Genomic DNA, 25,253 nt, shown 5'->3' with positions numbered 1-25,253 from the left:
AGTGAGGGATGATCGAAGGACCATGACTTCTTCCGCGCGCCTCGATCCGACCTCCCTGCGCGACACCGAGGGCGCGATCGACCCGGATGCCGTCTACCTGGCATTCGTCGAATGGGCTGAGGGCACCGGCATTCAGCTGTACCCGGCGCAGGACGAGGCCGTCATCGAGATCGTCTCCGGACAGAATCTGATCCTCTCCACTCCCACCGGCACCGGAAAGTCCCTCGTCGCCATCGGCGCGCATTTCGCGGCGCTCGTCGAGGGCCGCCGCAGCTACTACACCGCGCCGATCAAGGCCCTCGTGAGCGAGAAGTTCTTCGCGCTCGTCGACATCTTCGGCCCTGAGAACGTCGGCATGATCACGGGCGACTCCTCCGTGAACGCGGACGCGCCGATCATCTGCTGCACGGCCGAGATCCTCGCGAACCTGGCGCTGCGCCAGGGCCCGTCGGCCGACGTGGGCCAGGTCGTGATGGACGAGTTCCACTTCTACGCCGACCCCGATCGCGGCTGGGCGTGGCAGGTGCCGCTGCTGACTCTGCCGCAGGCGCAGTTCATCCTGATGTCGGCGACGCTCGGCGATGTGACGGCGCTGGCCGAGGATCTGACCCGCCGCACAGGACGCGAGACGGCGACGGTCACGGGCGTCGAGCGGCCGGTACCGCTGCACTTCTACTACGAACTGACGCCGATCCACGAGACCGTCGACGATCTGCTGACGACCGGCCAGGCGCCGATCTACGTCGTGCACTTCTCGCAGGCCGCCGCGATGGAGCGCGCGCAGGCGCTGTCGAGCATGAAGATCGCCACGCGCGAGCAGCGCGATCAGATCGCCGAGCTCATCGGAGAGTTCCGCTTCACGACCGCGTTCGGCAAGACGCTGTCCAAGTTCCTGCGCGCCGGCATCGGCGTGCACCACGCGGGCATGCTGCCGAAGTATCGCCGGCTCGTCGAGCAACTGGCCCAGCGCGGCATGCTGCGCGTGATATGCGGCACCGACACGCTCGGCGTCGGCATCAACGTGCCGATCCGCACGGTGCTGCTCACGGCGCTGACGAAGTTCGACGGCACGCGCATGCGACAGCTCAACGCCCGCGAGTTCCATCAGATCGCCGGTCGTGCGGGCCGCGCCGGCTTCGACACCGCCGGCACGGTGGTCGCCCAGGCGCCCGAGCACGAGACCGAGAACGCCGCGCTGATCCGAAAGGCCGGTGACGACCCGAAGAAGAAGCGCAAGATCATCCGCAAGAAAGCGCCGGACGGTTTCGTGTCGTGGGGCGAGCCGTCGTTCCGCAAGCTGATCGACTCCGAGCCGGAGACGCTGACCTCGCACATGCAGATCACGAGCGCGATGATGCTCAACGTGATCGCGCGCGGCGGCGACGTGTTCGGCAATATGCGCGCGCTGGTATACGACAATCACGAGCCTCGGGCGCGGCAGCGGATGCTGGCGATCCGGGCGCTGGGAATCTATCGGACGCTGCGGGAATCGGGGATCGTCGAGCAGACCGCAGACGGAGAGATCCGTCTCACGGTCGATCTGCAGCCGAACTTCGCACTCAACCAGCCGCTGTCGCCGTTCGCGCTGGCAGCATTCGAGCTGTTGGATCCGGATGCCGCGACCTTCGCCCTCGACATGATCTCGATCGTCGAGGCGACACTCGACGATCCGCGTGCGGTGCTGAGCCAGCAGGAGTTCCTCGCGCGAGGCGACGCGGTCGCGGAGATGAAGCGCGAAGGCATCGAGTACGACGAGCGGATGGAGCTGCTCGAGCAGATCACATATCCGAAGCCTCTCGAAGAGCTGCTCGGCGCGGCCTTCGACACGTACAGCGCTGCGCAGCCGTGGATCCGTGACTTCGAACTGCATCCGAAGGCCGTCGTCCGCGACATGTACGAGCGTGCCATGTCGTTCGGGGAATATGTCGCGTACTACAAGATCGCCCGCTCGGAGGGCGTCGTGCTGCGGTATCTCTCGGACGCGTACCGCGCCGCGTCGCAGACGATCCCGGAGGATCTCAAGAACGAGGATCTGCGCGATCTGATCGAGTGGCTCGGCGAGCTCGTTCGTCAGGTCGACTCGAGCCTCCTGGATGAGTGGGAGGAGCTGCGCTCGGGCACCGACAACGGAGTGGTCGACCTTCCCCGCCATGACGACGAGCCGATCGTGCCGCCGGCGCCGAAGCGTCTGACCTCCAACGTGCGCGCGTTCCGCATCCTGGTGCGCAACGAGCTGTTCCGCCGCGTGCAGCTCGCCGCCCGCGAGGACGTCGACGCCCTTGCGGCGCTCGACTCCTCCTTCGGCGAAGCCGGCTGGAACGACGCCCTCGACGCCTACTTCGCCGAGCACGACGACATCCTCACCGGCCCTGATGCGCGAAGCTCGAAGCTGCTGCTCCTCACCGAGGGCCAGGCGCAGTGGACCGCGCGTCAGATCATCGACGACCCCTCCGGTGACCACCACTGGGGCATCTCCGCGACGATCGATCTCGCAGCATCCGATGAAGCCGGCGAAGCGGTCGTGACAGTGACCGCGGTGGACCGGCTCTAGGCGCTCGATCGCGGCCGATCGATCCGCGAGACGAAGTGGAGTGGAGCATCGAGCGGATTCTCCGGCTCCATGTCGCCTTCGCCGATGCGGCGGAAACCGGATTTCTCGAGCGCACGCCACGACGCCGTGTTCCCCGCCACCACCGGCACGATGACGGCCGGGCAGTCGGGGTAGCGCGACCATGTGTCCGCGATGATCGCGCGGATGATCGCCGTCCCCAGACCGCGCCCCGTCCGGGCGGAGTCCGCGACGAAGTAGTCGATCGTGACCGCGCCGGACGGCACATCGACGATCGCGCTGAGCTCACGGAAGTCCTCCGCGTAGTCCTCTATCCGTGAGCGCTGCACGAGGGCTTCGGGAGTCCCGTCCACCGACACGAGCAGATCCTCCCCGGCCTCGTCGCCGCGGGTGCCCGGTCCGAAGTCGCGAGCCACACCGTCGGGAGTGAAGTCGTGATGCCAGTACCGGTGCACGTGCGGCCGCGACAGCCAGTCCGAGAGCAGCGGGAAGTCGGCCTCGACGACCGGTCGCCACGTGATCGTCTCCACTGATGTCGGGGCATCGTCCATCCCGCCATGCTCGCCCGCCTCGCGTCATCGGGCAACCCCCGAGCGTCGATCGGCTCCATACCGCGTTCAGCCGTGCATCCGCGGATCCTCGGTCGGATCGGAGTACGCCGGCGGGCAGCCTGAGGCGACAGCATCCGGTCGCAGTTCGTAGTGCCACGACTCGTTGCCGTAGATCTGGCACAGCCCGTACTGCGCGCCGTGCTGGGCGAGCCAGTCGGTCGCCGTGAGCGGACCGATGTCGACAGCATCCCCCGACACGTGCGCTGAGGTCTGCGCCGTCGCGACCCAGCGTGCCGCCTCCTCCTCCGAGCCGTAGTCATCGACCGCCGCGCGCAACAGGAAGCTCTGATACTCCGGCGATCGCCAGCCGCTGTTGACGTCGAACTCGACACCGCTCGCCTCGGCATCCGTGGCCGCCCGGCGCAGTGCGTCGAGGAGCGCGGGGTTCAATCGGGTCACGGCCGGCGCCTGGTCCTCGAACACGGACAGCCCTTCGCCCTCGGCGATGTAGCCGTGCTCGGAGGTGAGGACGGAGCCCGAATCGCCGATGGGGTCGAACACGACAGGCTGCCCTGACCCGCCGGCGATCTCTGCGAGCGACCGGGACCCGTTGGCCACCACGAGCACGAGTGCTATGACGAGCGCGATCAGGGTGACGACGAGCGCGGCCACGGCACGACGCTGCTGGCGGCGGGCGTCCGCAGGCGAAGTCGGCGGAGGGGCGAGCACATGGGTGGTTCTCATGCATCCAGCGAACCCGGCGCGACGTTGCGACGCCGTATGCGTTTCTTCATACGCTCCCGATATGCGCGGGTGCGTAGGATCTGAGCACATGGAAGCAGACTCATGCGCGTGCTGATCGTCGAGGACGAACCGTATCTGGCGGAGGCGGTGCGCGATGGTCTGCGGCTCGAGGCGATCGCCGCCGACATCGCGGGTGACGGCGACACCGCGCTCGAGCTGCTGAGCATCAACTCGTACGATCTCGCCGTGCTCGATCGCGACATCCCCGGCCCTTCCGGTGATGAGGTCGCGCGCTGGATCGTGGACTCCCGCAGCGGCATCCCGATCCTCATGCTCACCGCCGCCGACCGCCTCGACGACAAGGAGTCGGGATTCGAACTCGGCGCCGACGACTATCTCACCAAACCGTTCGAGATGCGCGAACTCGTACTGCGGCTGCGCGCCCTCGACCGGCGACGCACGCACGTGCGCCCTCCGGTGCACGTGGTCGCCGGCCTCCGCCTCGACCCGTTCCGCCGCGAGGTGTACCGCGATGACCGCTACGTCGCACTGACGCGCAAGCAGTTCGCCGTGCTGGAGGTGCTCGTCAGTGCCGCGGGCGGCGTGGTCAGCGCCGAGGAGCTGCTCGAGCGGGCATGGGACGAGAACGCCGACCCCTTCACGAACGCCGTGCGCATCACGGTCTCGTCGCTGCGCAAGAGGCTCGGCGAGCCCTGGCTGATCCTGACGGTGCCGGGTGTGGGCTATCGGATAGACACGGATGCCGCCGATGGCTAGGCGCCGCGGCATGAGCGCTCGGCTCAAACTGACGCTGAGCTACGCCGGATTCCTGATGGTCGCGGGCGTGCTGCTGCTGGCGGTGGTCGCGCTCTTCCTGCTGCGCTACGTGCCGGACGGGCAGATCAGGACCATAGGCCCCTTCGTACCCAACCGCTCCGACCTGGTGCGCGCGTTCGTGCCGCCGACGATCGTGGCGCTCGTCTTCCTCCTCGCGCTCGGCCTGGTCGGGGGCTGGTTCCTCGCGGGCCGGATGCTGGCGCCGCTGACCCGGCTCAATGAGGCCGCTCGCCTCGCGGCCGATGGTTCGCTCTCGCATCGCGTCGACATGCCGGGCGCGAAGGACGAGTTCCGCGACCTCGCTGACGTATTCGACACGATGCTCGCGCGGCTCGAGGCGCACGTTGAGGAGCAGCGGCGCTTCGCCTCGAACGCCTCGCACGAGTTGCGCACGCCCCTGGCGATCTCGCAGGCGATGCTCGAGGTGGCGCGCGAGGATCCCGAGCGCGACGTCGACGTTCTCATCGACCGTCTGCAGGACGTCAACGCACGGGCGATCGCTCTGACCGAAGCGCTGCTCCTGCTGGCCAGGGCCGACCGCGGCACGTTCAGTCGCGAGCGCGTTGAGCTGTCGCTGCTGGCCGAGGAAGCGGTGGAGAGCCTGCATCCGCTCGCCGATCGGCGGGGCGTGACACTCGACATCCGGGGCACGACGGCCTCTGTCGACGGCTCTCCTGCGCTGCTCCAGCAGCTCATCGTCAACCTCGTGCACAACGCGATCGTGCACAACATCGCGGTGGGCGGCAGCGTCGAGGTGCGCACCGAGATGAGCTCCCGGGGCGCGGTGGCCGTCGTGGAGAACACCGGTGAAGTGATCCCTGCCCATCTCCTCGCCACGCTGCGGGAGCCGTTCCAACGCGGTGCCGGCCGGTTCCGGAGCAAGGATGCAGCTCATGCGGGTGCGGGCCTCGGGCTCGCGATCGCCGACGGGATAACGCGCGCCCACGGCGGAACGCTCGAGCTGGAGCCGCGCAGCGGCGGCGGGCTCATCGTCACGGTGCGGCTGCCGGTCGAGTGAGGGTGGCGGGCGCCTCGTCGGGCGCCGCGTCGGTCACTGTGATGGGCGGAGAACTCCGTGATGGGCGGACAGATCCTCGCGAATCGTCCGCCCATCGCCGTGAAGTCCGCCGGACAGGGTGGCGCTGCTTCACTCGGCTCCGCCCATCACCGCGAAGTCCGCCCATCACTGCGGGACTATCCCGCATCGGCCGCCCGCGCGGCGATCGCCTGCCACTCCAGAAACAGCGGGTCCAGATGCCGAGGCAGCAGCGAATACGCCTCGCGCACCGGTCGGTACGCCTGCACCCATTCCGATTCGGGCGTGAAGCTGTCGGCGGCGTGCACGGTCGCGGCGACGGATTCGTCCCACGACGCGTGCACGCCGGCGCCGACGAACGCGGAGATCGCCGCGCCCATGCCCGCGGCATCCGTCAGTCGGTTGCGCCGCACAGGTCTCTCGAACACGGCCGCGAGGATGCACATCATCAGGTCCGACCGCGAGCCGCCACCCGAGACGATCACGCTCTCGAACGAGTGCCCGAGCGCGGCCTCCATCGCATCGACGTGCCCGCGCATCGTGAGGGCGATGCCCTCCAGGATGGCGCGGTGCACGTGGAATCGTCCCTGACCCCCGTCGAACCCGAGCAGCGCCCCGCGCCGGTGCGCCGCCCCGCCGGGGGCGAGCCAGTCCAGAACGGCCATCAGCCCGTCGCTGCCCGGCGCGATGCCGCTCGCCCCTGCATTGAGCTCATCGTCCGTGATCCCCTGCCCGGCGTCGAGCAGGTCGCGCCACCAGCTGACCGTCCACATGCCCCGTCGGATGCCGTCGCTCTCGTACAGGTACCGACCCGGCTCAGCCGCGAAGTTCGTCCAGTAACGGTCATCGGTCGCGCTCGCGTCGCGCCCGACCGTCATCGCCGCGACATACGTGCCGAGCGACAGAAGGGCCGTCCGATCCTCCCTCAGCCCCGAGCCCAGCGCCTCCACGGCCTTGTCGTTCGCGGTGGCGTACACGTCCAGCCCGGTGGGAAGGCCGGTCGCCGCGGCGGCAGCGGCGGTGACCCGACCGAGCATCTCGCCCGGCAGCACGAGGTCGAACAGCTGCTCCGCCCGCATTCCCGTGCGCGCATAGGCGTCCGGGTCGTCGGACCAGCGCCACCGCCCCTGATCGACGGGCCACACCCCCTGCTGATTGCCGACGCTGTCGCGCCGCTCGCCCGTCAGCCGATGGGTCAGATATCCCGACGACGTCGTCACGTAGTGCACGCGAGCATCCTGCTCATGCGGCCGCGACACGCGTTCGTCCATCCAGCTGAGCACGGGCTCGACGAGACCGCCGTCCGCGTCGAGCAGCGCACGGCAGAAGCGGATCGTGCACAGCCCGACCCCGACGATGCGATCGGGATCGCCCTCGAAACGTCCGAGCGCCTCACGGCAGGCCTCGACGATCGAGTCCCAGAGATCGTCATCGGGATGAACGACGTGACCGGGCGACGGAGACTCGGTCGGTCTCAGCCGTCGCTGCGCGGACGCGTGGATCTTTCCGGCCTCGTCGACGACGAGCACCTTGGTCGATTGCGACCCGCCGTCGATGGCGACGACGTAGCGGGGTCCGCTCACGCCTCGAGCGGGAGGATCGTGCCCGCGTTCATCACGCCGTTCGGGTCGAACGCCTGCTTGAGCCGCTCCAGCATCGGGTACGCCGAGCCGTGCTCCTGGCGAGTCCAGGGTGTGCGGTACTTGCCGATGCCGTGGTGGTGCACCATCGAACCTCCCAGTCGCAGTGCTTCTTCCACGATGATCGCATTGAGCGGCACGTGATAAAGGTCGATCTCCTGCCGCGGCTCGCAGTCGATGTCGTAGTCGTAGACGAAGTAAAGGTTCGTGCCGGTCTGGTAGCTGTGCGACGAGTGCGCTCCGAGCATCGTGAGGTGATCGGCGCGCGGGTACTCCGACCGGATGCGGTCGATGACGGCGTGGTAGAGACTGCTCACCCCTGACCAGTTGATCGACACCTCAGTGGTGTATCCGAGATGCGAATCGCGCAGCATCGCCTCCTTCTCGGCATCGATCTTGTCCTGCCCCCAGTTGAGCCCCTGGAACCACGTCTCGATGTGGGCGGAGTCGACCCGCTGGTGCGGCCGCTCGGCGAACACGGCCTCGATGCCGGTGGCCGTCGCGGCCGCGAGCGGCTCCGGTCCCTCGGCGGTGAGCACGACGACCGACTTGCCCTCGGAGAAGTGCGCGAAGTGCTGGTTCGCGTCTTCAGGAGAGTAGACCCGGCAGACCGAGGGCCGGTATCCGGCGGTGACGAGTTCGCGCAGCGCCTCGACGCCGACCTCGAACTCATCGACGAGGAACCCGAAGAAGCGGGTGCTCTCCGGGTGGTACGGGAAGATCTTCACCGTGACCTCGGTGATCACGCACAGCGCGCCCTCGTTGCCGATGATGATGTGGCGGATGTCGGGACCGGCTGCACGGCGCGGCACATTCTTGATACGGGTCACCGTGCCGTCGGGGAACACCGCTTCGAGTCCGACGACCATGTCCTCGATCGCACCGTAGAGGGTCGAGAACTGTCCGATGGATCTGGTCGCGACCAGCCCGCCGTACTGCGCGAGCGGCTTGGACTGCGGCGAATGGCCGGTGGTCAGGCCGCGCTCGCGGAGTTCGTCCTCGAGCCGCTGCAGCGGCACGCCGCACTGCACCGTCACCGTCATGTCGGTCTCGTTCACATCGAGGACGCTGTCCATCCGCGAGCCGTCCAGGACGATCGTGTCCTCGACGACCGTCTCGAGACCGCCCTCGGTCGCCGTGCGGCCGGTGCGCGGCACGACATTGATCAGGTTGTCGTTCGCGAAGCGCAGGACGTCCGCCACCTCTTCGGTGGTGCGGGGATAGGCGATGATCGCAGGGATCGGGCCGTCGAAGATGCCGTGGACGGACTGGTACTTCTTGAAGCGGTCGACACTGGCGAGCTCGAGCTCGCGCGGATCTGTGTCGACCGCATCGGCGCCGAGGAGCGCGGTGACGCGCGTGACGATCTCGTCGCGACTGAGGGCGGATCGTGATGCCGACATGGGAATGGCCTTCGCTTTCAGGAGTTGTTCGGATCGGGTGGGTCTGTGAAGAGCTGGTCAGCGGACGAGGTAGCCGCCGTCGACGACGAGCACGTGCCCGTTGACGTAGTCCGAGGCGCGGCTCGCGAGGAAGACCGTCGCCCCCATGAGGTCGGCGGGGTCTCCCCACCTCTCGGCGGGGATGTGCTCGAGGATCCGTCGGCTCGCCTCGGGATCTGATCGGGTGGCGGCCGTGATCGCGGTCGCGAAATACCCCGGCGCGATCGCATTGACCTGGATGCCGTCGGCGGCGAGCTCGTCGCAGTACGCCTTCGTGAAACCGACGATCCCGGCTTTCGTCGCGGCGTACGCGGGCGACTGCTTCCCGCCGAGGAACGCGAACAGCGAGGCGATGTTGATGATCTTCCCTCTGCCCTGGCTGCGCATGACCCGGCTCGCCTCGTGCGCGAGCTCGAACGGTGCCGTGAGGTTGACCGCGATCATCGGATCCCACTTGTCGCGATCGAACGCATCGACGTCGTCGAGCAGCGCGATGCCGGCCGAGTTGACGAGCACGTCGAGCGATCCGAAGCGCTCGACGCAGGCCGCGACGACCTCTGCCGGCACACCGCGGCGGGCGATGTCCGCCTCGAGGAACGCGTACTCGCGTCCTTCGGCCTCGATCAGGCGACGCGTCATGCCGTCGTCCTCTGCGAGCCCGGCCACGAAGACGTTCGCTCCCGCCTTGGCCAGGGCCAGGCTGAAAGCCCGCCCCAATCCGGTGTTACCACCCGTGACGACGGCCGTCAGGCCGTCGAGCGAGAACAGGTCGAGGGAGAAGTCGGTGATCTCCATGCTCACCTGCCCTCGGGTGCGTACGGGTCGGCGATGTTCACGTAGCGCGTCTCGAGGTACTCATCGATCCCCTCGAATCCGCCCTCACGCCCGAGGCCGGACTGCTTGACGCCGCCGAACGGCGCGGCGGGGTTCGACACGACGCCGGCGTTGATGCCGAACATGCCCGTCTCGAGGCGCTCCGCGAGGCGGAGGCCGCGGTTGAGATCCGACGTGTACGCGAACGAGACGAGTCCGAACGGTGTGCGATTGGCGATCTCGATCGCCTCCTCCTCCGTGTCGAACACGACGATCGGGGCGACGGGACCGAAGATCTCCTCGTCGAGGATCGCGGCATCCACCGGCACGTCTGCGAGCACGGTGGGCTCGTAGAAGTAACCGGCTCCGGGAAGCGCGTGCCCGCCCAGAGCGAGAGTGGCCCCGTCGCTGACAGCGCCGTCGACCAGCTCCGCGACCTTGCTCCGCGTCGCCTCATCCACGAGAGGACCCATCGTGGTGGCGGCATCCGTCCCGCGGCCGACCCGGAAAGCGGCGATCCGCTCGGTGAACAGACGAGTGAACTCGGCGGCGACGCCTCGCTGGACGAGGAAGCGGTTCGCGGCCACGCAGGCCTCCCCGCCGTTGCGCATCTTCGCCAGCACGGCACCGTCGACGGCCTTCGAGAGGTCGGCATCCTCGAACACCAGGAACGGCGCATTGCCGCCGAGCTCCATCGAGACGCGCAGCACCTGTTCGGCGGAGTCGGCGATCAGGCGCCTGCCCACTTCAGTGGAACCGGTGAAGGACAGCTTCCTCAACCGAGGATCGCGGATGAGCGGACCGGTGACGGCGCCGGCGCTCGTGGTCGGGATGACCGTGAGCACGCCGTCGGGCAAGCCCGCCTCTCGCAGCACCTCGGCGAACAGGAGCGCGGTCAGCGGAGTGAGCGCTGCGGGCTTGAGCACCATGGTGCAGCCGGCAGCGATCGCCGGTGCGATCTTGCGCGTCGCCATCGCCAGGGGGAAGTTCCACGGCGTGATGAACAGCGACGGCCCCACCGGGGTCTTCATCACCAGCAGGCGGCTCTTCCCGTCGGGGGCCATCGCGAACCGACCCGAGATCCGCGGGGCCTCCTCGGAGAACCAGCGCAGGAACTCGGCGCCGTAGGCGACCTCGCCACGGGATTCCGCGAGCGGCTTGCCCATCTCGAGGGTCATCAGCAGGGCGAAGTCGTCCGCGCGTGCGGTGACGAGCTCGAAGGCACGGCGCAGGATCTCACCGCGCTCCCTCGGCGGCGTGGCCGCCCAGCTCTCCTGAGCCGCTGCCGCCGCGGCGAGTGCACGCTCGCCGTCCTCCGGCCGGGCGTCGGCGACCTCGGCCAGCACCTCGCCCGTCGAGGGATCGGTGACCGGGAAAGTACGGCCGCCCTCGGCATCCGTCCAGCCGTCGCCGAGAAGCAGCTGCGTCGGCACGCGCTCCAGCAGCTGCCGCTCACGAGTGTCCGTGCTGGGATCCGCAACGGTCATGCCTGCTCCTCCGATCCGGCCAGCACGAGTTCGGGGGTGAGCCGGAGTTCGCTGTGGATGAGGTCCTCGTACAGCCGGAACGGCGTCATCTCCCCCGCCTTGTCTCCGTACGACGCCCGCGCCCGGCGGTAGACCTGCTCGACCAGTGAGGAGAGCTCGACGGGCACGCCGACCGACCTCGCCAGATCGATCGACAGGCCCAGATCCTTGCAGGCGAGTGCGATCGCGAAGCCCTCGTCGTAGTCGCCGTGCTCCAGGATGGAGAGCACGTCGCGCTCCACGAACGTGCTGTTCGCTGGGCTCGCGATGAGCGAGTCGCGCAGCACTCCCAGGTCGACGCCCGCGCGAACGCCGACGGCCAGCACTTCCGCGGTCGCGACCAGGTGCGAGAACCAGAGCTGATTGATCATCAGCTTCACGGCGTAGCCGGCACCATGGCCGCCGACGTGGAGGATCCGCTCTGGATCGCCCATTGCCTCGAGCACGGGACGCACCCGTTCGACGTCGTCGGCATCGCCGCCGACGAAGATCTGCAGCATGCCCGACGCCGCGCCCTTCGCCATTCCACTCACCGGCGCATCGAGGATGCGCAGTCCGCGCGCACTCTCCTCCGCGCGCACCCGGTCGGCCACTTCCGGCACCGAGGTGGACATGTCGATCCACGTAGCGCCGTCGGCGATGCCCTCCAGCATCCCTCCAGGACCGCTCACGACGTCGGTCACGTGACGCGGCGTCGGGAGCATCGTGATGATGATGTCGCTGGCGGCTGCGACCTCGGCGGCCGATGCAGCCCACGTGGCGCCGCCTTCGACGAGCGCCGCCGCCGCCTCCGGCCGGACGTCGGTGACGACGAGACGGTATCCCGCCTTCTGCAGGTTCGAGGACATGCCCGAGCCCATGCTGCCGAGGCCGATGAAACCGACCGTCGGGGTAGTGACCATGCTTATCAGTTCTCCAGTGCTCAGTCGGCCGGGGCCGTGTAGAAGGGATTGCGAGGTGCCGACCGTGCGTCGAGAACCTCTTCGGTGCGTGGCAGACCCTGCGAGCCGTTGCGCAGGGCGGTGCGGGTGGCCTCGCGGTTGTTGCGGTACACGGCATCCGCATCATCCGCGCCAGGGTTGACCCAGACGGCGGTGATCACGACGTTGTCGTCGACGGCATCCGCGGGGAGCGTTCCCTCCGCGACGGCGTCCGCGACGCCTGCCGCGACCCCGGCCTGCGCCGGGCCCCAGATGTGGTTGCCGTGCTCCTCATTCGCCGGTGCGGCCTTGGTGACGAACAGCGTCAGCGGCTTGACGGGGAGGGAGGGGCGCAGCACCGCGACGAACGGCACGTGCCCCGGACTCGGAGTCGCGAGAGCCGTGGCCCAGGCCGTGCCGGCCGGTCCGGTGCGAGGGCCGTAGACGCTGTTGATGTGCGCCGCGTTGACTCCTTCGCCGATGAAGCTCTCGCCCAGCTGAAGCGCGTCCGTCATCAGATCAGCTCCTGCTCTTCGAGCCAGTCGATCGCGACGTCCTCGGGGTCTTCACCCTCGACGTCGACGAGTGCGTTGAGCTTCTGCATCTCCTCGGTGGTCAGCAGCGGCGCGATCTCGGCGATGATGTCCGCGATCTCCGGGTAGTCGTCGAGGACCTCCTGGCGGATCGTGAAGCCGCCCTGGTAGGAGGGGAAGAACTCCTCGTCATCCTCCATCACGACCAGATCGAGAGCGGGGATGCGGCCATCGGTCTGGAACACCTCGCCGAAGTTGCAGTCGTCGCCCTTCTGGGTCGCGGTGTAGATGACACCGGTGTCGAGCATCGTGACGTTCGAGTCGGGGATGTCGATCCCGTACGCGGTCTTGAGCCCTGGCCATCCGTCGTCCCGAGTGGAGAACTCGCTCTCGATGCAGAACGTCTGGTCCTCGGCGGGGAGCGCGGCGACGTCGCTCATCGTCTTGACGCCGAGTTCTTCTGCCTTGTCGGCGCGGACGGCGAACGCGTAGGTGTTGTTGAGCGGCGCGGGGTCGAGCCACGCGATGTCCTTCTCGGCATCCGCTTCCTTGACGGCGTCGAACTGGGCCTCAGCGCCCTTGACCGGCGTGGTGTTGCCGTTGTAGGTGATCCACGAGGTGCCGGTGTACTCCCAGTAGCCGATGAAGTCGCCGTTCTCGAGTGCCTGTCGCACGTTGGCCGAGCCGACCAGCTTCACGTTCGCCTCGAGATCGGCGCCGTGTGCGTTGAGCAGCTCGGTGGTGATGTAGGCGAGGATGTACTGCTCCGAGAAGTCCTTCGAGCCGACCTGCCCGGTCAGCCCTTCGAGCTCGTCGCCGGCGCTGGCGCTGCTGGTCGAGCCAGAGCATCCCGACAGAAGGAGCGCACCCGCGGCGAGCGCGGTGACTCCGGTGATGAGGTGTTTCTTCATGACTGCTCCTTGGTGTGTGACGTGCAGATGCGTGTGATGGGAAGCGCGGGTCACAGCCCGCGCGGGCGGACTGCTTCTTCGACGAGACCGGCGATCCAGTCGATGAGGACGGCGATGGCCGCGACGAGGACGGCGCCGACGAGGAGTACAGGGAATCGCTGCAGCTTCAGGCCGTTGACGATCATGTCGCCGAGGCCGCCGGCGTTGATGAACGTCGCGATCGTCGCGACGCCGACGCAGAAGACGAGGGCGGTGCGCAGGCCTGCGAGGATCACGGGCGATGCGAGCGGAAGCTCGATGCGGCGCAGCACCTGCCCCGATGTCATCCCCATGCCGCGGGCGGCCTCCTTGACCCCGGCATCCACCTGCTCGAGGCCGACCAGAGTGTTGCGCAGGACGGGGAGGAACGAGTACGCGACGAGTGCGACCAGCGCCGTGGCGAAACCGGTCTGCCACACGATCGCCAGCAGGATCACGACGCCGACCGCGGGCGTGGCCTGGCCGATGTTCGCGAGTCCGAGGGCGAAGGCGTGCACGATCTTCGAGCGACTGCGGTAGACGCCGATGCCGGCGGGGATCGCGAGGACGGCCACGAGTGCTGAGGCCGCGGCGGTGAGCAGCAGGTGCTCTCCGACACGGGACAGGATGTAGTCAGGGTTGAGGGTGCGCTGCTCGATCGAGTCCAGCGGGATGCTCGCGACCCACACGAGGGTGAGCACGAGCACGACGCCGACGACGATCGGCGCGGCGGAGATGCGTGCGACCGAGCCGAACCGACCACGGCGGGCGACGACCGGGGTCATCTGGGTCGCGGAGACGACGGTCATGTCAGTGCACTCCTTCGACGGCGGCACCCGGCGCGTCAGTGAGCACTGCGGAGATCCCCGCGTTGTCGATGGAGCCGCGCACTCGGCCGTCGGCGTCGACCACGTTGACGACCGGTGCTCCGGTGACCATGAGCAGGTCGAGCGCATCGCGCAGCGAGACGTCGAGATCGATCTGCGGTGCCCCATCGGATGCCGGACGCAGCTGGGCCTCCGAGACGGGGATGAGTGCCAGCCTCTTCAGGGCGGCACCGTGGCCGATGAATGAGGCCACGTACTCGTTCGCCGGGTTGGCGAGGATGTGCGCCGGGGTGTCGAACTGCTCGATGTGCGAGCGATCGCTGAGCACGGCGATCCGATCGCCGAGCTTGATCGCCTCATCGAAATCGTGCGTGACGAAGATGATCGTCTTGCCGATGTCGGCCTGCAGGCGCAGGAACTCGGCCTGCAGCTTCTCGCGCGTGATGGGGTCGGTCGCGCCGAACGGCTCGTCCATGAGCATCACGGGCGGGTCGGCGGCGAGAGCGCGGGCGACGCCCGCTCGCTGCTGCTGGCCGCCCGAGAGCTGCTTCGGGTAGCGCTTCGCGAACTGTCCGGGGTCGAGCTGCACGGTCTGCAGCAGCTCGTCGACGCGCTCGGCCGTCTTCGCCTTCGACCAGCCGAGCAGGCGGGGCACGACGCCGATGTTCTCGGCGATCGTCAGGTGCGGGAAGAGCCCGATCTGCTGGATGACGTACCCGATATGGCGGCGGAGCTGATTGGGGTTCATCGACAGGATGTCGGTGCCGTCGATGCGGATGGAGCCGCCAGTGGGCTCGATGATGCGGTTGATCATCTTCATCGTGGTCGTCTTGCCGCATCCGCTGGGCCCGACGAACATGATGAGCTCGCCAGGGTCGATCTGCATCGAGAAGTCCTCGACGGCCGGCGCATCCTGGCCGGGGTAGACCTTGCTGACCCCGCGGAGCTCTATGCCGACTCCGCGCTGCTTCTGCGCGATCGCGGAGAGGAAACCGGTGTCGGTGGACACCTTCTGTGTGTCAGTGGTGAGATCAGGCACGAAGACCCCTCGAGGTTGTGTATCGGGAGATGAGAACGAACGCTCCGTCGACGAGGAGCGCGAGGACGATGACTCCGACGGTGCCGGCGAGGGCGTAGTTCAACGCGTTCTTCGAACCGAGCGACGAGAGTCCTTTGAAGATGTACTGGCCGAGGCCGGGGCCGGCGACGTAGGCGGCGATCGCGGCGATGCCCAGCGACAGCTGCGCGGCCACACGGGTGCCGGTGAGGATCACGGGCCATGCGAGCGGGAGCTGCGTGGTCAGCAGAACCCTGGGCCTGCTCATCCCCATGGCCGTCGCCGACTCGAGGATGTGCGCGGGGATCTCGCGCAGCCCGACCACCGTGTTGCGGATGATCGGCAGCAGCGAATAGAAGACGAGGGCGACGATCGTCGGTCCCCAGCCGAGGCCGAGGATCGGGCTGAGCAGCGCGAGCAGTGCGAGCGAGGGGATCGTGATCGCGACGGATGCCGAGGTGATCGCGATCGCACGCGGCGTCGCACGGTCCCACACCAGCAGGCCGAGGACCACCCCGATGACGAGCGCGATGGCGAGCGAGATCACCACGACGAGCAGGTGCTCGGCCGCCAGCTGAAGGATGTCTTCCCAGCGGCGTTCGAGGAACTTCGTGACGTTGTCGAGATCGAATCCTGACACGGACTGTCGCTCCTTTCTCAACGGTGAGGGGATCGTCCGGGTGACGATGACATCAGATTAGGGAACCGATGACATTCCCACAACAGATGTTGACCATATGGCAACCGCGATCTACGCTGTGCAGATGACTCCCCCACAGAGCACCGCCAGGCGCAACTCTTCAGGACTGGGTCGGGACATCGAGATCATCGAACTGCTGGGCAGCGATGAAGCCGTCGCGGAGGGCGGTCTTGGCGTCATGCGCATCGCGCAGCTCACCGGTCGCGACAAGGCGGTGATCTCCCGGACGATGTCGACGCTCGCCGACGCCGAGCTCGTGGTCCGCGACGAGACGACGATGAACTACCGGCTGGGCAGCCGACTGTTCGCGATCGCCGCGCGCACCACCGAGGCGTCGCTGGTCTCCCGTGCCCGGCCGCATCTGCGCAACATCGCGCAGTCCACTCGCGAGACCACGCACCTGTGCGTACTCCGCGGTGGGAACGTGCTGACCGTTCTCAGCGAGCTGAGCCCGCACGAGTTCCGGACCACCGGGTGGGAGGGCGTGACGACGGCGGCGTGGCGCACCCCGTCCGGCCGCGTGCTCATCAGCGACTGGGATCGCGCCTCGCTCACCCGCTGGTACCACGAGCACGGCCGCGACCAGCCCCTCGTCGGTCCGTTGAACCCGGCGATGGCGGCGGCGGGATTCGCCGTCCTGGAGACGCCGCCGGAGAACAAGGCGATCGTGCGCGACCTCGACTCCCTCCTGGTGGAACTGCAGCGGATACGGGAACGCGGCTACGCGACGCTCGATGAGGAGCTCGAGCTCGGAGTCGTCGGCGCATCCGCCCCCATCACCGACTTCACCGGGCACATCGTCGCGGCGATCAACGTGAGCGCACCCAAGTCGCGCATCGGTGGGCAGCTCGATCGGCTCGGCGCGTACGTGGCGCAGGCCGCGCGCGAGCTCTCGAGCTCGCTGGGCTCGCCTACGGCGATGGCCTGAGCGCGCTTCGGGGACACCGCCTCGGGAGGAGAACGCGCTCATGGGCGGAGGAATCCTTGAGAATCCTCCGCCCATCGGGGTGAAGTCCGCCCATCGCGGTGGGGCTCACGAGACCCTCAGCTCAGGAACCTCGCGACGAACCGCTCTGCCCCGTCCCTCTCCAACAGCACCACCTGGCCGTTGAGTATCCGCGGGCAGGTGCCGTCGGTGAGCGCCTCGACGCCGACCCGCAGCAGGGTGCCGTGCGCCACGACGATACTGTTCCCCTCCAGCCGTTCGATGCGGGTCAGCACCCGCCGCGCCCGCTCTGTCGTCTCGTTCAGCGGCTCGGCATCCGGGTAGTCCGACTCCGGCCAGCGCTCACGCGCCTCGCTCACCGCCATCCCCTCGGCAGCGCCGTAGTCGCGCTCGATCAGGTGTGCGTCGGTCGTGACCTCGGCGTGCGCGAGCTTCAGCCTGATCAGCGACGCGGTCTCGGATGCGCGGCGGAGCGGCGAGGTGACGATGCGGTCCCAGGTGGCGCGCGACAGCAGTTCCGCTGCGCTCTCCGCCTGCGCCCGCCCGTGCGCGTCCAGCGGGATGTCGGCACGGCCCTGCATGCGCCTGGCCAGATTCCAGGCGGTGCGCCCGTGCCGGACGAGAGCGACCGTCATGCGCGGGCGAAGGATGTCGGGCGGGCGGATGCCGCATCCTCGGCCGCCGGCATGGCCGCAGATCCGGTCTGCCCGCCGCCGTCGTCGGCGTAGACGAGCGCCTCGCGAACGGCGACGCGCATCCGGTCCCCGACCCGCGGTCGCGTGCCGTGCGTACGCGTGCGCAGGGCCACGCCGGCCCAATCGATCATGAGGTCGCTTCCCTCAGGGGTGAACAGCGACGAGCGCACGACGCCGTCCCCGTCCTCGGCGGGCACGACCTCGATCGCCGACGGGAGCAGTGCGGCATGAGCCCGACCTGAGATCGGCATGCCGGCGTCGCGCGGAATCCGGAGCGGATGACCGTCGGCGCGGAACCCGTCGGCGTCGACGGCGCCGGGGACGAGTGTGGCATCCGAGAGGAATCGTGCGACGAATCCGCTCGCGGGGCGCGTCACCAGCTCGTGCGGCGTGCCGACCTGACGGATCATTCCGGCATCGAGCACGGCGACCCGATCGGCGAGGCCGAGTGCTTCAGAACGGTCGTGCGTGACGTGCACCACCGTGAGACCCAGCTCGCGGGTCAGGGCATGCAGCTCCAGGCGGAGGTGATCGCGCAGCGGCTCGTCCAGTGCGGAAAGCGCCTCGTCGAGCAGCAGCACCCGAGGACGAGCGACCAGCGCCCTGGCGAGCGCGACGCGCTGCCGCTGTCCACCGGAGAGCGTCGCCGGGTCGCGACGTGCGTACCCTTCGAGGCCGACGAGCTCGAGCGCCGAGGCGACGCGCGCGGATCGCTCCGCCTTCTGCACTCCGGCGCGGCGCAGCGGATACTCGACGTTGCGACCGACGTTCCAGTGCGGCCAGACCGCGTGCTGCTGGAAGACCATGCCCAGCTCGCGCTGCTCCGGCGGCACGAACGTGCTCCCCTCCGCCACGGTGCGGTCGCCGATCGTCACTCGGCCGCTCGTCGGCGAGAGGAACCCGGCGATCGTGCGCAGCAGTGTCGTCTTGCCCGAGCCGGACGGGCCGACCAGTGCGATGAACTCGCCGTCATCGACGTGCATGTCGATCGAGTCCAGGCCGATGGCCCCTGACGGATAGCGGACCGATACGGAGTCGAGATTCACAGATGCCATGACTGCTCCCTTTCAGAATGTGCGGAGGGCGGGTTCATGAGGGGCGGCGGGTGGCCAGACCGATGACGGCGATGCCGAGCACGGCCACGACGAGCGACCACGCCGCTGCGGTGCTGAACGCACCGGCCTGCTGGAAGTTGAAGATCGCGACCCCGAGGGTCTGCGATCCGGGCGAGAGCAGCAGCACCGACAGCGTCAGCTCGCGCACGGCCGTGGCCGCGACGACCACGGCGCCCGAGATAGCGGCGGGAAGCGCCATGCGCGACGAGATGTCGATCAGTGCCCGAAGACGCCCCGCTCCGGAGATGCGGGCCGCCTCTTCCGCGCTGGTCGGCGTGCTCGACAGCGGTGCGGTGACCGACTGGACGACCAGCGCGGTGAACGAGGTGATGTAGGCGGCGAGGATCAGCCAGGGCGTGTTGAACAGCCCGATGCGCGGCGCGATGATGAGCCACGCCACGGCGATCACGATCCCCGGCACGGCCTGCGGCAGCATCGCCACGGCGTTCAGGCCCTTGGCCGCGCGCGCCGACGTGCGGGTGGTGAGCACGCCGATACCCAGGCCGAGGACACCGCAGACGACGGCGGCGAGCGCCGCGAGCATCACCGAGTTCGCGGCTCCACCCAGCGCGGTCGACGACGACAGCGCCTTGGCGAAGTTGTCGAACGTGAGATTCTCGAGCGTCAACGGCACACCGGGGGCGCGCAGCAGCGACTGGGTGAGCAGCGCGAGCAGCGGGAGCAGCGTGATGGCCAGCACGATGGTCCACATCGCGATCCCCAGCGGTGTGCGCGCACGCCCGAGCGGAAGCGGCTGCGGGGGTGAGGAAGAGGCATCCAGTTCCCACCCGCGGCGTCCGATGGTCGCATTCAGCAGCAGTGCGCCGACGGCGAGGACGAGCAGCACCACGCCGATCGTCGCGACCACGGCGAGCGGCTCGTCCACCGTCCCCGACTGCAGGTACCGGTACACGAGGGTCGCGAGCGTCACGTAGCGCTCGGGCAGGCCGATGATCGAAGGGATGCCGAAATCGGCGAGGTTGCTCACCGCGATGAGCAGGAACGACGACAGCAGCGCTGGGCGCAGCAGCGGCACGGTGACCGAGAACAGCGCTCTCGCAGGGCCGGCACCGGAGATTCGCGCGGCCTGCTCGAGGTCGGAGGGGATGCGGCGCAGCGCGGCCGAGACGATGAGCATGGCGAGCGGGTAGCTGTGCACGGTGAGCAGGATGATGACCCCGTCCGCACCGTAGATCGACCACAGCGGACCGCCGAACATCCCGCGCCACCAGACGTTGAGCGGGCTCGACGGTCCTGCGATCCCGAGCCACGCGATCGCGCCGACGAAGGGAGGCATGAGCAGCGGGGTGAGTGCGATCAGGCGCAGCACCCGGCGATGACGCAGATCGGTGCGCTCGAGCACGACTGCGAACGCCGCGCCGACCGCGACGGCGGCCAGAGCGGAGACGGTGGCCGAGACGAGGCTGTTGACCGCGGCCTCGACGACGTCGCCCTGCACGAGCACGCCGAGCTGCGAACCGCCGGCGGTGAGAGCGATGATGGCGCCGATCGGCACGAGCACGACCGCCCCGCAGACGATCCACAGGACGACGGTCAGCGCATCGACGCCGTCGAGGCTCCGGAGTCGGCGAACCGCCGACCCCGGAGCCTGAACGAGAGCACTCACTACTGGAACAGCTCCCGGAAGGTCTCCACCGCGCCGGCCTGCGTCGAGCGGATGGTCTCGAGGTCGGGCGCGAGGATGGCGATGTCGTCCAGCTCCGGTGCACCCTCCGGCGTGCCGACGTCGGAGCGCACCGGGAGGTACGACTGCTCGACGGCGAGCTTCTGGCCCTCAGCGCTGACCAGGAAGTCGACGAACGCCTCGGATGCTTCGACGTTCTCCGAGTCCGCGAAGATGCCGACCGGCTGCGAGACGAACGGCACGCCCTCACTGGGGTAGGACACCGCGATGGGCGAGCCCTGCTCGGCGAGCTCGCGCACCAGGTAGTCGACGACGATGCCAACGGGCTGGGTGCCGGTGGCCACAGCCTGCGAGACGGGGCCGTTGCTGTCGGCGATCACCGGGCGGTTGGCCGCGAGGGCGGTCAGCCACTCCTCGCCGAGTTGGTCCTCGTCCAGCCACACCGCGGCGTTGTAGGCGGCCGCTCCCGAGACATCCGGGTTCGGCATCACGAGACGGTCGGCGTACTCGGCATCGGTCAGATCGGCCCACGACTCGGGCGCCTCCTCGACCATGTCGGTGTTGTACGCGATGACGGTCGGGATGATGCGCGTGCCGACGTAGAAGCCCTCGGGGTCGACAACGGCGGGGTCGAGGGCGTCGACGTCCGCGGGCGTGTACTCCCGCAGCAGGTCGTCCGCGGCGTAGTTCTCGAACGTGGGGGCGTCCGCCGCGAGGAACACGTCGGCCTGGATCTTGCCGGTCTCCTGCTCGGTCGCGACGCGGGTGGTGAGGTCGCCGGTGCCCGCGCGGAACACCTCGACGGTGACCTCCGGGTGCACCTCGTTGAAGGCGGCGACGAGTTCGTCCGCCTTCTCCTGCGGCTCGGACGTGTAGAGGGTGATCGTGGTGGGCTCGAGTGCGTCGGCCGTCTCGGCCGGGCTCTCACCCGCTTCCGATGACGCCGGAGCGCAACCGGTGAGGGTGATGGCTGCGATGCCGAAAGCGGCGACAGCTGTGGTGAGGCGTGAGCGGGACATGGCTTCCTAACTGTTCTGATGTGCGGGTACAGGAACGGAGGATGAGAAGAGGGGCGAAGGCGATTCGAGGCTCACGCTGGTCGCGGTCATGCCTTCGGAGAGCAGGTGCACGATCGAGAACATCGCGCGGTCGTGCCCGCTGATGAGGTCGGGGCGCGCATCCATCACCTGGTGGTACGCCAGCGACGGGCCGACGGTGACGGGGATGCCGCGCAGGTGCGCCGCGAGCGGATGGTGGAAGTGCCCGGCAAGGATGGCGCGCGCGTCTGAGCCCTCGACGACGTCGAGGAACTCGTCCGCATCGCGCAGTCCCGCCTTGGCGAGGGTCGGCAGGGGCGAGCCGAGCGGAGGGTGATGCAGGGCGATGACCGTGCCGTCCCGATGCGGCTCGGCCAGCTCACCGGCCAGCCACTCCCGCTGCGCGCCGCCGAGCGCACCAGACGACGTGTCGAGGAGCATGATGCGCAAGCCGGCCACGAGCACCGAGCGGTGATGCGACTTCTCGTGTCCGCGGAGGATGCGCGCAGCGTCCGGTTCGTCATGGTTTCCCAGCACGGTGAGCACCGGCGCCTGGACGGTCTGCTCGAGATCTGCCAGCGCATCGCGCACCGCGCCGTACGCCGCGGAGTTGCCCCGCTGGATGAGGTCGCCGGTCACGATGACCGCCTCAGGGGTGATCCGCGCACGGCGCGCGTACTCCCCCACCGCCTGCAGCCGTTCGAGACCGTCGACGGCGTCGTAGAGCAGGCCGTGATCGGTGGCGTGCACGTCGCTCACGTGCAGCACCGTGAGGCGTCCGCTGGCCCGGCTCACGCCGCAGCCCGCCGCTTGCGCCGCAGTTCACGCAGTTGCGGATCCGACAGTCCGTTGCCGGTGAGGTAGGCCGCGGCACCGCCGAGACCGTCGATCACGGCGAGCGCATGCTCGATCGCCTCACGGGGACTGGCCAGGTGCAGGCGGAGCGTCTCCTCGCGCTCCGCGGCGGGCAGCGCGCCGGCGACCGCCAGAGCATGCCTCTCCCGAACCGGTCTGACATCCGGCTCTGACAGCACGTAGTCCTCCACGACCTGCTCGGCGGAGTCGCCCGCGGCGAGCCTGGCGAGGGCCACCACCAGTCCGGTGCGGTCCTTGCCCGCCGTGCAGTGCACGAGAGCGGCGCCCTCGGCGTCCGCGACCAGCCCGACAGCGACGGCCAATGCCGCGCCGCGCTCGCGCAGCAGCGCCTCGTAGACGTCCTCCAGACGCCCGGTCTGCGGTGGTTCGGCGCCGTAGATCCCCACGGAGCGCACCGGGATGCCGTGCTCGGCGACGCCGACCTCGCTCGGCTCGCGCAGGTCGATGATGACGCTCACGCCGAGTGCGCGCAGCGTCGAGACGCCGTCGGCACTGAGTGCATCTGGGGCGCCGGTGCGGATGAGCCACGGCGCCGATGCGCTGGTCGCGCGGGCGTTGAACAGCCCGTCGATTCCGATCGTCCGCATTTCCACCCTGCCTGTTACATGTGTTTCATTCCGGTTGGAATTCGATTACACAGGCAGGTTGACCCGTCTCAGTGACAGGCAGGTGTCCGGCAGGAGACCGGGACGAGAACGATCGGTGCGCGAGAGAGCGGTCGGTCAATCCTCGCTGAGAGCGTCGGCGACGACGTGGCGCATCTCGGCGACATCGGCCTGCCCGGCGTCCCTCGCGAGCGCACCGTGCAGCGCGTGCAGCACCACCGTGTGCCCGAGGCGCGCCAGGTACGGGTCGAGGTCGTGCGCCGAGCCGACCGGGCCCGTCGCGATCACGATGTCGGCGGCCCGTCCGAGCGGCGAGCGCGTGTAGCTCGTGATCAGCGCGACCGTGGCGCCGCGCTCGGATGCCGCTGTGCACGCGCGCAGCGTCTGCACGTTCGCTCCGGAGTAGCTCAGCGCGAGGCAGAGATCGTCCGAGGTGAGCGAGTGCACGGCGAACTGCTGTGCGAGCGGATCGATCGGCGCCTCGACGGGCCGCCCCAGTCCGCTGAGGCGCATCGCGAGATCCTGCAGCGGCGGTCCGGAGAACCCGTTGCCGACGAGAACGACCCGGCGAGCGGCCCGAAGCGCCTCGACCGCCGCCTCGATGCGCTCGGGATCCACGCTCTCCTGGGCGAGGCGCAGCGCGTCCACCGCGTCGTCGAAGGTGCTCGCCCCTGCGGCATCCGCCTGATCCCTGGGGACGAGGGGCGCGGAGCGGGCGAGTTCGAGGCGCAGATGCTGGAAGCCGCGGAACCCGAGGCTCTGGCAGGCTCGGATCACCGTGGCGGTCGAGGTGCCCGCCGCCGAAGCCAGTTCGGCGGCGGACCAGTCCACGACATCGTCGGGGCGCTCCATGATGACGGCGGCGACCCGACCCTCGCTCGGCCCGAGTGCGGATGCCGCAGCCCGCACCCTGGCGTGGACGCTGACGTCGGGGCGGACGATGGTCATCGACGGGTCCTCACCTGAGCGCGACACGTCTCATGCGCGCCGTCGGGGCATAGCGTACCCGGCCCGATCGACGAGTTCCCGACCTCGGTGCGGCCGTTCAGGCGACCTTGGTGCCGCGCGTCGCGGCGAGCTCCTGCCCGTACACGCGTGCCGACTCCTCGGCCTTGCCCTTGAGCTCGTTCGCGACCTCCGTGAAGGCGTCGAGGGCCGGGTTCACGCCGACGAGGGTGAACGGGCGCTGCACGACGCGCAGGTCGAGGCCCCAGACGTCCTCGAGCACCCGACGCAGCCAGCCGGTGGAGTGGTCCCAGCCCTCCTTGGGCGTCCCCGGCGCGTAGTTTCCGCCGAGCACCGTGACGAGAGTCGCGGGCTTGCCGTTCAGCGCTGTTCCCTCCGGATCGATGCGGGGATCGGTGTAGGCGAGGTCGAACCACGTCTTGAAGTGCTGCGAGACGCCGTAGTTGTACAGCGGCACGGCGAACAGCAGCGCATCCGCGCCGATCAGCTCGTCCGCGAAGGTGGCCGCGAGGGCGCGCGCGGCGTTCTGCTGCTCGCTGCGCTGGTCCTCTGCGACGAACTTCGACGTGACGGCGTCGGCCCACACCGTCGCGGGGACGGGGTCGGCGGCGAGGTCGCGCCTCGTCACGATCGAGTCGGGGTGGGATGCCGTCCACTCGGCCTCCACGAGATCGGCGAGCGAGCGGCTGGCGGATGTGGCGGGGAGGATGCTGGCATCCAGGCGGAACAGGGACATGAAGGACCTTTCGTTTTCGGAGTCACTCTGTTTTTATTAGCGACTCGCGTTAACGTAGCACAGGTATGATGGGGGCATGGCCGAGGCCGAAACAGCGATCCACGTGTGTGACGCCGCTGTCACACTGGCCTTCAGCGTGCTCGGAAAGCGCTGGAACGGCATGATCGTGTCGTCACTCGGCGGGGGCCCCGCCACGTTCGTGGCACTGCGCCGCGCCGTGTCCGGCATCAGCGACGCCATGCTCTCCGACCGTCTCGCCGAGCTCGCTCAGGCGGGGCTCGTCGACCGCACAGTCGACGCCGGGCCACCGGTGACCGTGTCGTACGCGTTGACGGACAGCGGCGAGAGGCTGCTGCCGATCCTCAGCGAACTCGGTCAGTGGGCGGCTGCGAACCTCGAGGTCCCCGCGCACTGACGGCGCCTCAGCACGTCGTCGCGGTCACGCACGAAACGTGATCTTCACCTGAGCGTCAGATCGATGTCACGTGCGTGCGGTTCTGTGTACTTG

At 68.8% G+C, this 25,253-nt stretch carries 25 protein-coding genes; 5 read left to right on the top strand and 20 right to left on the bottom strand.

Going from position 1 to position 25,253, the window contains the following annotated elements; genetic code table 11:
* The first annotated feature begins 22 nt into the window (after positions 1 to 22).
* Positions 23 to 2,551: a DEAD/DEAH box helicase gene (locus ACYVG2_RS06825; RefSeq protein ID WP_460780279.1), complete on the top strand. Its 2,529-nt coding sequence runs from the start codon at positions 23 to 25 to the stop codon at positions 2,549 to 2,551.
* Here the strand turns inward: ACYVG2_RS06825 and ACYVG2_RS06820 are convergent.
* Entirely contained in the window at positions 2,548 to 3,120 is a 573-nt protein-coding gene (locus ACYVG2_RS06820) for a GNAT family N-acetyltransferase (RefSeq protein ID WP_460780278.1), read from the bottom strand. The genes ACYVG2_RS06825 and ACYVG2_RS06820 overlap by 4 nt on opposite strands.
* Before the next feature lie 66 nt (positions 3,121 to 3,186).
* Positions 3,187 to 3,864, bottom strand: a complete 678-nt coding sequence (locus ACYVG2_RS06815) for a M15 family metallopeptidase (RefSeq protein WP_460780277.1) — start codon at positions 3,862 to 3,864, stop codon at positions 3,187 to 3,189.
* Positions 3,865 to 3,966: 102 nt separating this feature from the next.
* On the opposite strand from ACYVG2_RS06815, the gene ACYVG2_RS06810 reads away from it, so the two are divergent.
* Positions 3,967 to 4,641 carry a response regulator transcription factor gene (locus ACYVG2_RS06810; protein ID WP_460780276.1) on the top strand — a complete coding sequence of 225 codons (675 nt, stop codon included), beginning with the start codon at positions 3,967 to 3,969 and terminating at the stop codon, positions 4,639 to 4,641.
* A gap of 10 nt (positions 4,642 to 4,651) precedes the next feature.
* Positions 4,652 to 5,719: a sensor histidine kinase gene (locus ACYVG2_RS06805; protein ID WP_460780275.1), complete on the top strand. Its 1,068-nt coding sequence runs from the start codon at positions 4,652 to 4,654 to the stop codon at positions 5,717 to 5,719.
* A 176-nt stretch (positions 5,720 to 5,895) separates the two neighbouring features.
* On the opposite strand, the gene ACYVG2_RS06800 is transcribed toward ACYVG2_RS06805, so the two are convergent.
* The 10 genes from ACYVG2_RS06800 to ACYVG2_RS06755 are packed head-to-tail and all read right to left on the bottom strand — an operon-like array spanning position 5,896 to position 16,064.
* Positions 5,896 to 7,320, bottom strand: coding sequence for an FGGY-family carbohydrate kinase (locus ACYVG2_RS06800; RefSeq protein ID WP_460780274.1), 1,425 nt, complete (start codon positions 7,318 to 7,320; stop codon positions 5,896 to 5,898).
* Positions 7,317 to 8,780: an FAD-binding oxidoreductase gene (locus ACYVG2_RS06795; protein ID WP_460780273.1), complete on the bottom strand. Its 1,464-nt coding sequence runs from the start codon at positions 8,778 to 8,780 to the stop codon at positions 7,317 to 7,319. Before ACYVG2_RS06795 ends, ACYVG2_RS06800 begins: the two co-directional genes overlap by 4 nt.
* A 57-nt stretch (positions 8,781 to 8,837) precedes the next feature.
* Positions 8,838 to 9,614: an SDR family oxidoreductase gene (locus tag ACYVG2_RS06790; RefSeq protein WP_460780756.1), complete on the bottom strand. Its 777-nt coding sequence runs from the start codon at positions 9,612 to 9,614 to the stop codon at positions 8,838 to 8,840.
* 2 nt (positions 9,615 to 9,616) lie between these two features.
* A complete protein-coding gene (locus tag ACYVG2_RS06785; RefSeq protein ID WP_460780272.1) occupies positions 9,617 to 11,119 on the bottom strand; it encodes an NAD-dependent succinate-semialdehyde dehydrogenase in 1,503 nt (500 codons plus the stop codon).
* A complete protein-coding gene (locus ACYVG2_RS06780; RefSeq protein WP_460780271.1) occupies positions 11,116 to 12,060 on the bottom strand; it encodes an NAD(P)-dependent oxidoreductase in 945 nt (314 codons plus the stop codon). Before ACYVG2_RS06780 ends, ACYVG2_RS06785 begins: the two co-directional genes overlap by 4 nt.
* 20 nt (positions 12,061 to 12,080) lie before the next feature.
* Positions 12,081 to 12,593: a formaldehyde-activating enzyme gene (gene fae, locus ACYVG2_RS06775; RefSeq protein WP_460780270.1), complete on the bottom strand. Its 513-nt coding sequence runs from the start codon at positions 12,591 to 12,593 to the stop codon at positions 12,081 to 12,083.
* Positions 12,593 to 13,522: a glycine betaine ABC transporter substrate-binding protein gene (locus ACYVG2_RS06770; RefSeq protein WP_460780269.1), complete on the bottom strand. Its 930-nt coding sequence runs from the start codon at positions 13,520 to 13,522 to the stop codon at positions 12,593 to 12,595. Before ACYVG2_RS06770 ends, fae begins: the two co-directional genes overlap by 1 nt.
* Before the next feature lie 50 nt (positions 13,523 to 13,572).
* Entirely contained in the window at positions 13,573 to 14,349 is a 777-nt protein-coding gene (locus ACYVG2_RS06765) for an ABC transporter permease (RefSeq protein WP_188399014.1), read from the bottom strand.
* Position 14,350: 1 nt separating this feature from the next.
* Entirely contained in the window at positions 14,351 to 15,376 is a 1,026-nt protein-coding gene (locus ACYVG2_RS06760) for an ABC transporter ATP-binding protein (protein WP_460780755.1), read from the bottom strand.
* A gap of 22 nt (positions 15,377 to 15,398) precedes the next feature.
* On the bottom strand, positions 15,399 to 16,064 hold the full coding sequence (locus ACYVG2_RS06755; RefSeq protein ID WP_147039958.1) for an ABC transporter permease: 666 nt from the start codon (positions 16,062 to 16,064) through the stop codon (positions 15,399 to 15,401).
* Positions 16,065 to 16,188: 124 nt separating this feature from the next.
* Between ACYVG2_RS06755 and ACYVG2_RS06750 the strand changes: the two genes are divergently transcribed.
* Complete coding sequence (locus ACYVG2_RS06750) at positions 16,189 to 17,052, top strand: IclR family transcriptional regulator (protein ID WP_460780268.1); 864 nt, start codon at positions 16,189 to 16,191, stop codon at positions 17,050 to 17,052.
* A gap of 116 nt (positions 17,053 to 17,168) precedes the next feature.
* Here the strand turns inward: ACYVG2_RS06750 and ACYVG2_RS06745 are convergent, their stop codons facing one another.
* The 8 genes from ACYVG2_RS06745 to ACYVG2_RS06710 form a co-directional block, all read right to left on the bottom strand.
* Entirely contained in the window at positions 17,169 to 17,705 is a 537-nt protein-coding gene (locus ACYVG2_RS06745) for a histidine phosphatase family protein (protein WP_460780267.1), read from the bottom strand.
* On the bottom strand, positions 17,702 to 18,820 hold the full coding sequence (locus ACYVG2_RS06740) for an ABC transporter ATP-binding protein (RefSeq protein ID WP_460780266.1): 1,119 nt from the start codon (positions 18,818 to 18,820) through the stop codon (positions 17,702 to 17,704). The genes ACYVG2_RS06745 and ACYVG2_RS06740 overlap by 4 nt, the downstream gene beginning before the upstream one ends.
* 34 nt (positions 18,821 to 18,854) lie before the next feature.
* Positions 18,855 to 20,507 (bottom strand): ABC transporter permease, encoded by a 1,653-nt coding sequence (locus ACYVG2_RS06735; RefSeq protein WP_460780265.1) that lies wholly within the window; start codon positions 20,505 to 20,507, stop codon positions 18,855 to 18,857.
* Positions 20,507 to 21,544: an ABC transporter substrate-binding protein gene (locus ACYVG2_RS06730; RefSeq protein ID WP_460780264.1), complete on the bottom strand. Its 1,038-nt coding sequence runs from the start codon at positions 21,542 to 21,544 to the stop codon at positions 20,507 to 20,509. Before ACYVG2_RS06730 ends, ACYVG2_RS06735 begins: the two co-directional genes overlap by 1 nt.
* A gap of 6 nt (positions 21,545 to 21,550) precedes the next feature.
* The gene (locus ACYVG2_RS06725; RefSeq protein WP_460780262.1) at positions 21,551 to 22,357 is read right to left on the bottom strand and encodes a metallophosphoesterase family protein; all 807 of its coding nucleotides are present in this window, start codon (positions 22,355 to 22,357) and stop codon (positions 21,551 to 21,553) included.
* On the bottom strand, positions 22,354 to 23,025 hold the full coding sequence (locus ACYVG2_RS06720) for a tyrosine-protein phosphatase (RefSeq protein ID WP_460780261.1): 672 nt from the start codon (positions 23,023 to 23,025) through the stop codon (positions 22,354 to 22,356). The genes ACYVG2_RS06725 and ACYVG2_RS06720 overlap by 4 nt, the downstream gene beginning before the upstream one ends.
* A gap of 135 nt (positions 23,026 to 23,160) precedes the next feature.
* Positions 23,161 to 23,991, bottom strand: a complete 831-nt coding sequence (locus tag ACYVG2_RS06715) for a MurR/RpiR family transcriptional regulator (protein ID WP_147039973.1) — start codon at positions 23,989 to 23,991, stop codon at positions 23,161 to 23,163.
* Positions 23,992 to 24,088: 97 nt separating this feature from the next.
* Complete coding sequence (locus tag ACYVG2_RS06710; RefSeq protein WP_147039975.1) at positions 24,089 to 24,745, bottom strand: FMN-dependent NADH-azoreductase; 657 nt, start codon at positions 24,743 to 24,745, stop codon at positions 24,089 to 24,091.
* Between the two features lie 76 nt (positions 24,746 to 24,821).
* Here ACYVG2_RS06710 and ACYVG2_RS06705 point away from each other — a divergent pair, with 76 nt between their 5' ends.
* Positions 24,822 to 25,160, top strand: a complete 339-nt coding sequence (locus ACYVG2_RS06705; protein ID WP_147039977.1) for a winged helix-turn-helix transcriptional regulator — start codon at positions 24,822 to 24,824, stop codon at positions 25,158 to 25,160.
* Positions 25,161 to 25,253: the final 93 nt, after the last annotated feature.

The organism is Microbacterium shaanxiense, from assembly GCF_054779995.1.
Note: the sequence above shows the minus strand (reverse complement) of the source record. Positions and strands in the feature narration are given on the sequence as shown.

Excerpts from the sequence above, each read along its gene's own strand:
- ACYVG2_RS06770 (WP_460780269.1), bottom strand. The coding sequence starts at position 13,522 with ATGAAGAAACACCTCATCACCGGAGTCACCGCGCTCGCCGCGGGTGCG.
- ACYVG2_RS06815 (WP_460780277.1), bottom strand. The coding sequence starts at position 3,864 with ATGAGAACCACCCATGTGCTCGCCCCTCCGCCGACTTCGCCTGCGGAC.
- ACYVG2_RS06805 (WP_460780275.1), top strand. The coding sequence starts at position 4,652 with ATGAGCGCTCGGCTCAAACTGACGCTGAGCTACGCCGGATTCCTGATG.
- ACYVG2_RS06715 (WP_147039973.1), bottom strand. The coding sequence starts at position 23,991 with ATGACCATCGTCCGCCCCGACGTCAGCGTCCACGCCAGGGTGCGGGCT.
- ACYVG2_RS06810 (WP_460780276.1), top strand. The coding sequence starts at position 3,967 with ATGCGCGTGCTGATCGTCGAGGACGAACCGTATCTGGCGGAGGCGGTG.
- ACYVG2_RS06820 (WP_460780278.1), bottom strand. The coding sequence starts at position 3,120 with ATGGACGATGCCCCGACATCAGTGGAGACGATCACGTGGCGACCGGTC.
- ACYVG2_RS06730 (WP_460780264.1), bottom strand. The coding sequence starts at position 21,544 with ATGTCCCGCTCACGCCTCACCACAGCTGTCGCCGCTTTCGGCATCGCA.
- ACYVG2_RS06790 (WP_460780756.1), bottom strand. The coding sequence starts at position 9,614 with ATGGAGATCACCGACTTCTCCCTCGACCTGTTCTCGCTCGACGGCCTG.
- ACYVG2_RS06720 (WP_460780261.1), bottom strand. The coding sequence starts at position 23,025 with ATGCGGACGATCGGAATCGACGGGCTGTTCAACGCCCGCGCGACCAGC.
- fae (WP_460780270.1), bottom strand. The coding sequence starts at position 12,593 with ATGACGGACGCGCTTCAGCTGGGCGAGAGCTTCATCGGCGAAGGAGTC.
- ACYVG2_RS06825 (WP_460780279.1), top strand. The coding sequence starts at position 23 with ATGACTTCTTCCGCGCGCCTCGATCCGACCTCCCTGCGCGACACCGAG.
- ACYVG2_RS06740 (WP_460780266.1), bottom strand. The coding sequence starts at position 18,820 with ATGGCATCTGTGAATCTCGACTCCGTATCGGTCCGCTATCCGTCAGGG.
- ACYVG2_RS06795 (WP_460780273.1), bottom strand. The coding sequence starts at position 8,780 with ATGTCGGCATCACGATCCGCCCTCAGTCGCGACGAGATCGTCACGCGC.
- ACYVG2_RS06785 (WP_460780272.1), bottom strand. The coding sequence starts at position 11,119 with ATGACCGTTGCGGATCCCAGCACGGACACTCGTGAGCGGCAGCTGCTG.
- ACYVG2_RS06765 (WP_188399014.1), bottom strand. The coding sequence starts at position 14,349 with ATGACCGTCGTCTCCGCGACCCAGATGACCCCGGTCGTCGCCCGCCGT.
- ACYVG2_RS06750 (WP_460780268.1), top strand. The coding sequence starts at position 16,189 with ATGACTCCCCCACAGAGCACCGCCAGGCGCAACTCTTCAGGACTGGGT.
- ACYVG2_RS06780 (WP_460780271.1), bottom strand. The coding sequence starts at position 12,060 with ATGGTCACTACCCCGACGGTCGGTTTCATCGGCCTCGGCAGCATGGGC.
- ACYVG2_RS06710 (WP_147039975.1), bottom strand. The coding sequence starts at position 24,745 with ATGTCCCTGTTCCGCCTGGATGCCAGCATCCTCCCCGCCACATCCGCC.
- ACYVG2_RS06745 (WP_460780267.1), bottom strand. The coding sequence starts at position 17,705 with ATGACGGTCGCTCTCGTCCGGCACGGGCGCACCGCCTGGAATCTGGCC.
- ACYVG2_RS06705 (WP_147039977.1), top strand. The coding sequence starts at position 24,822 with ATGGCCGAGGCCGAAACAGCGATCCACGTGTGTGACGCCGCTGTCACA.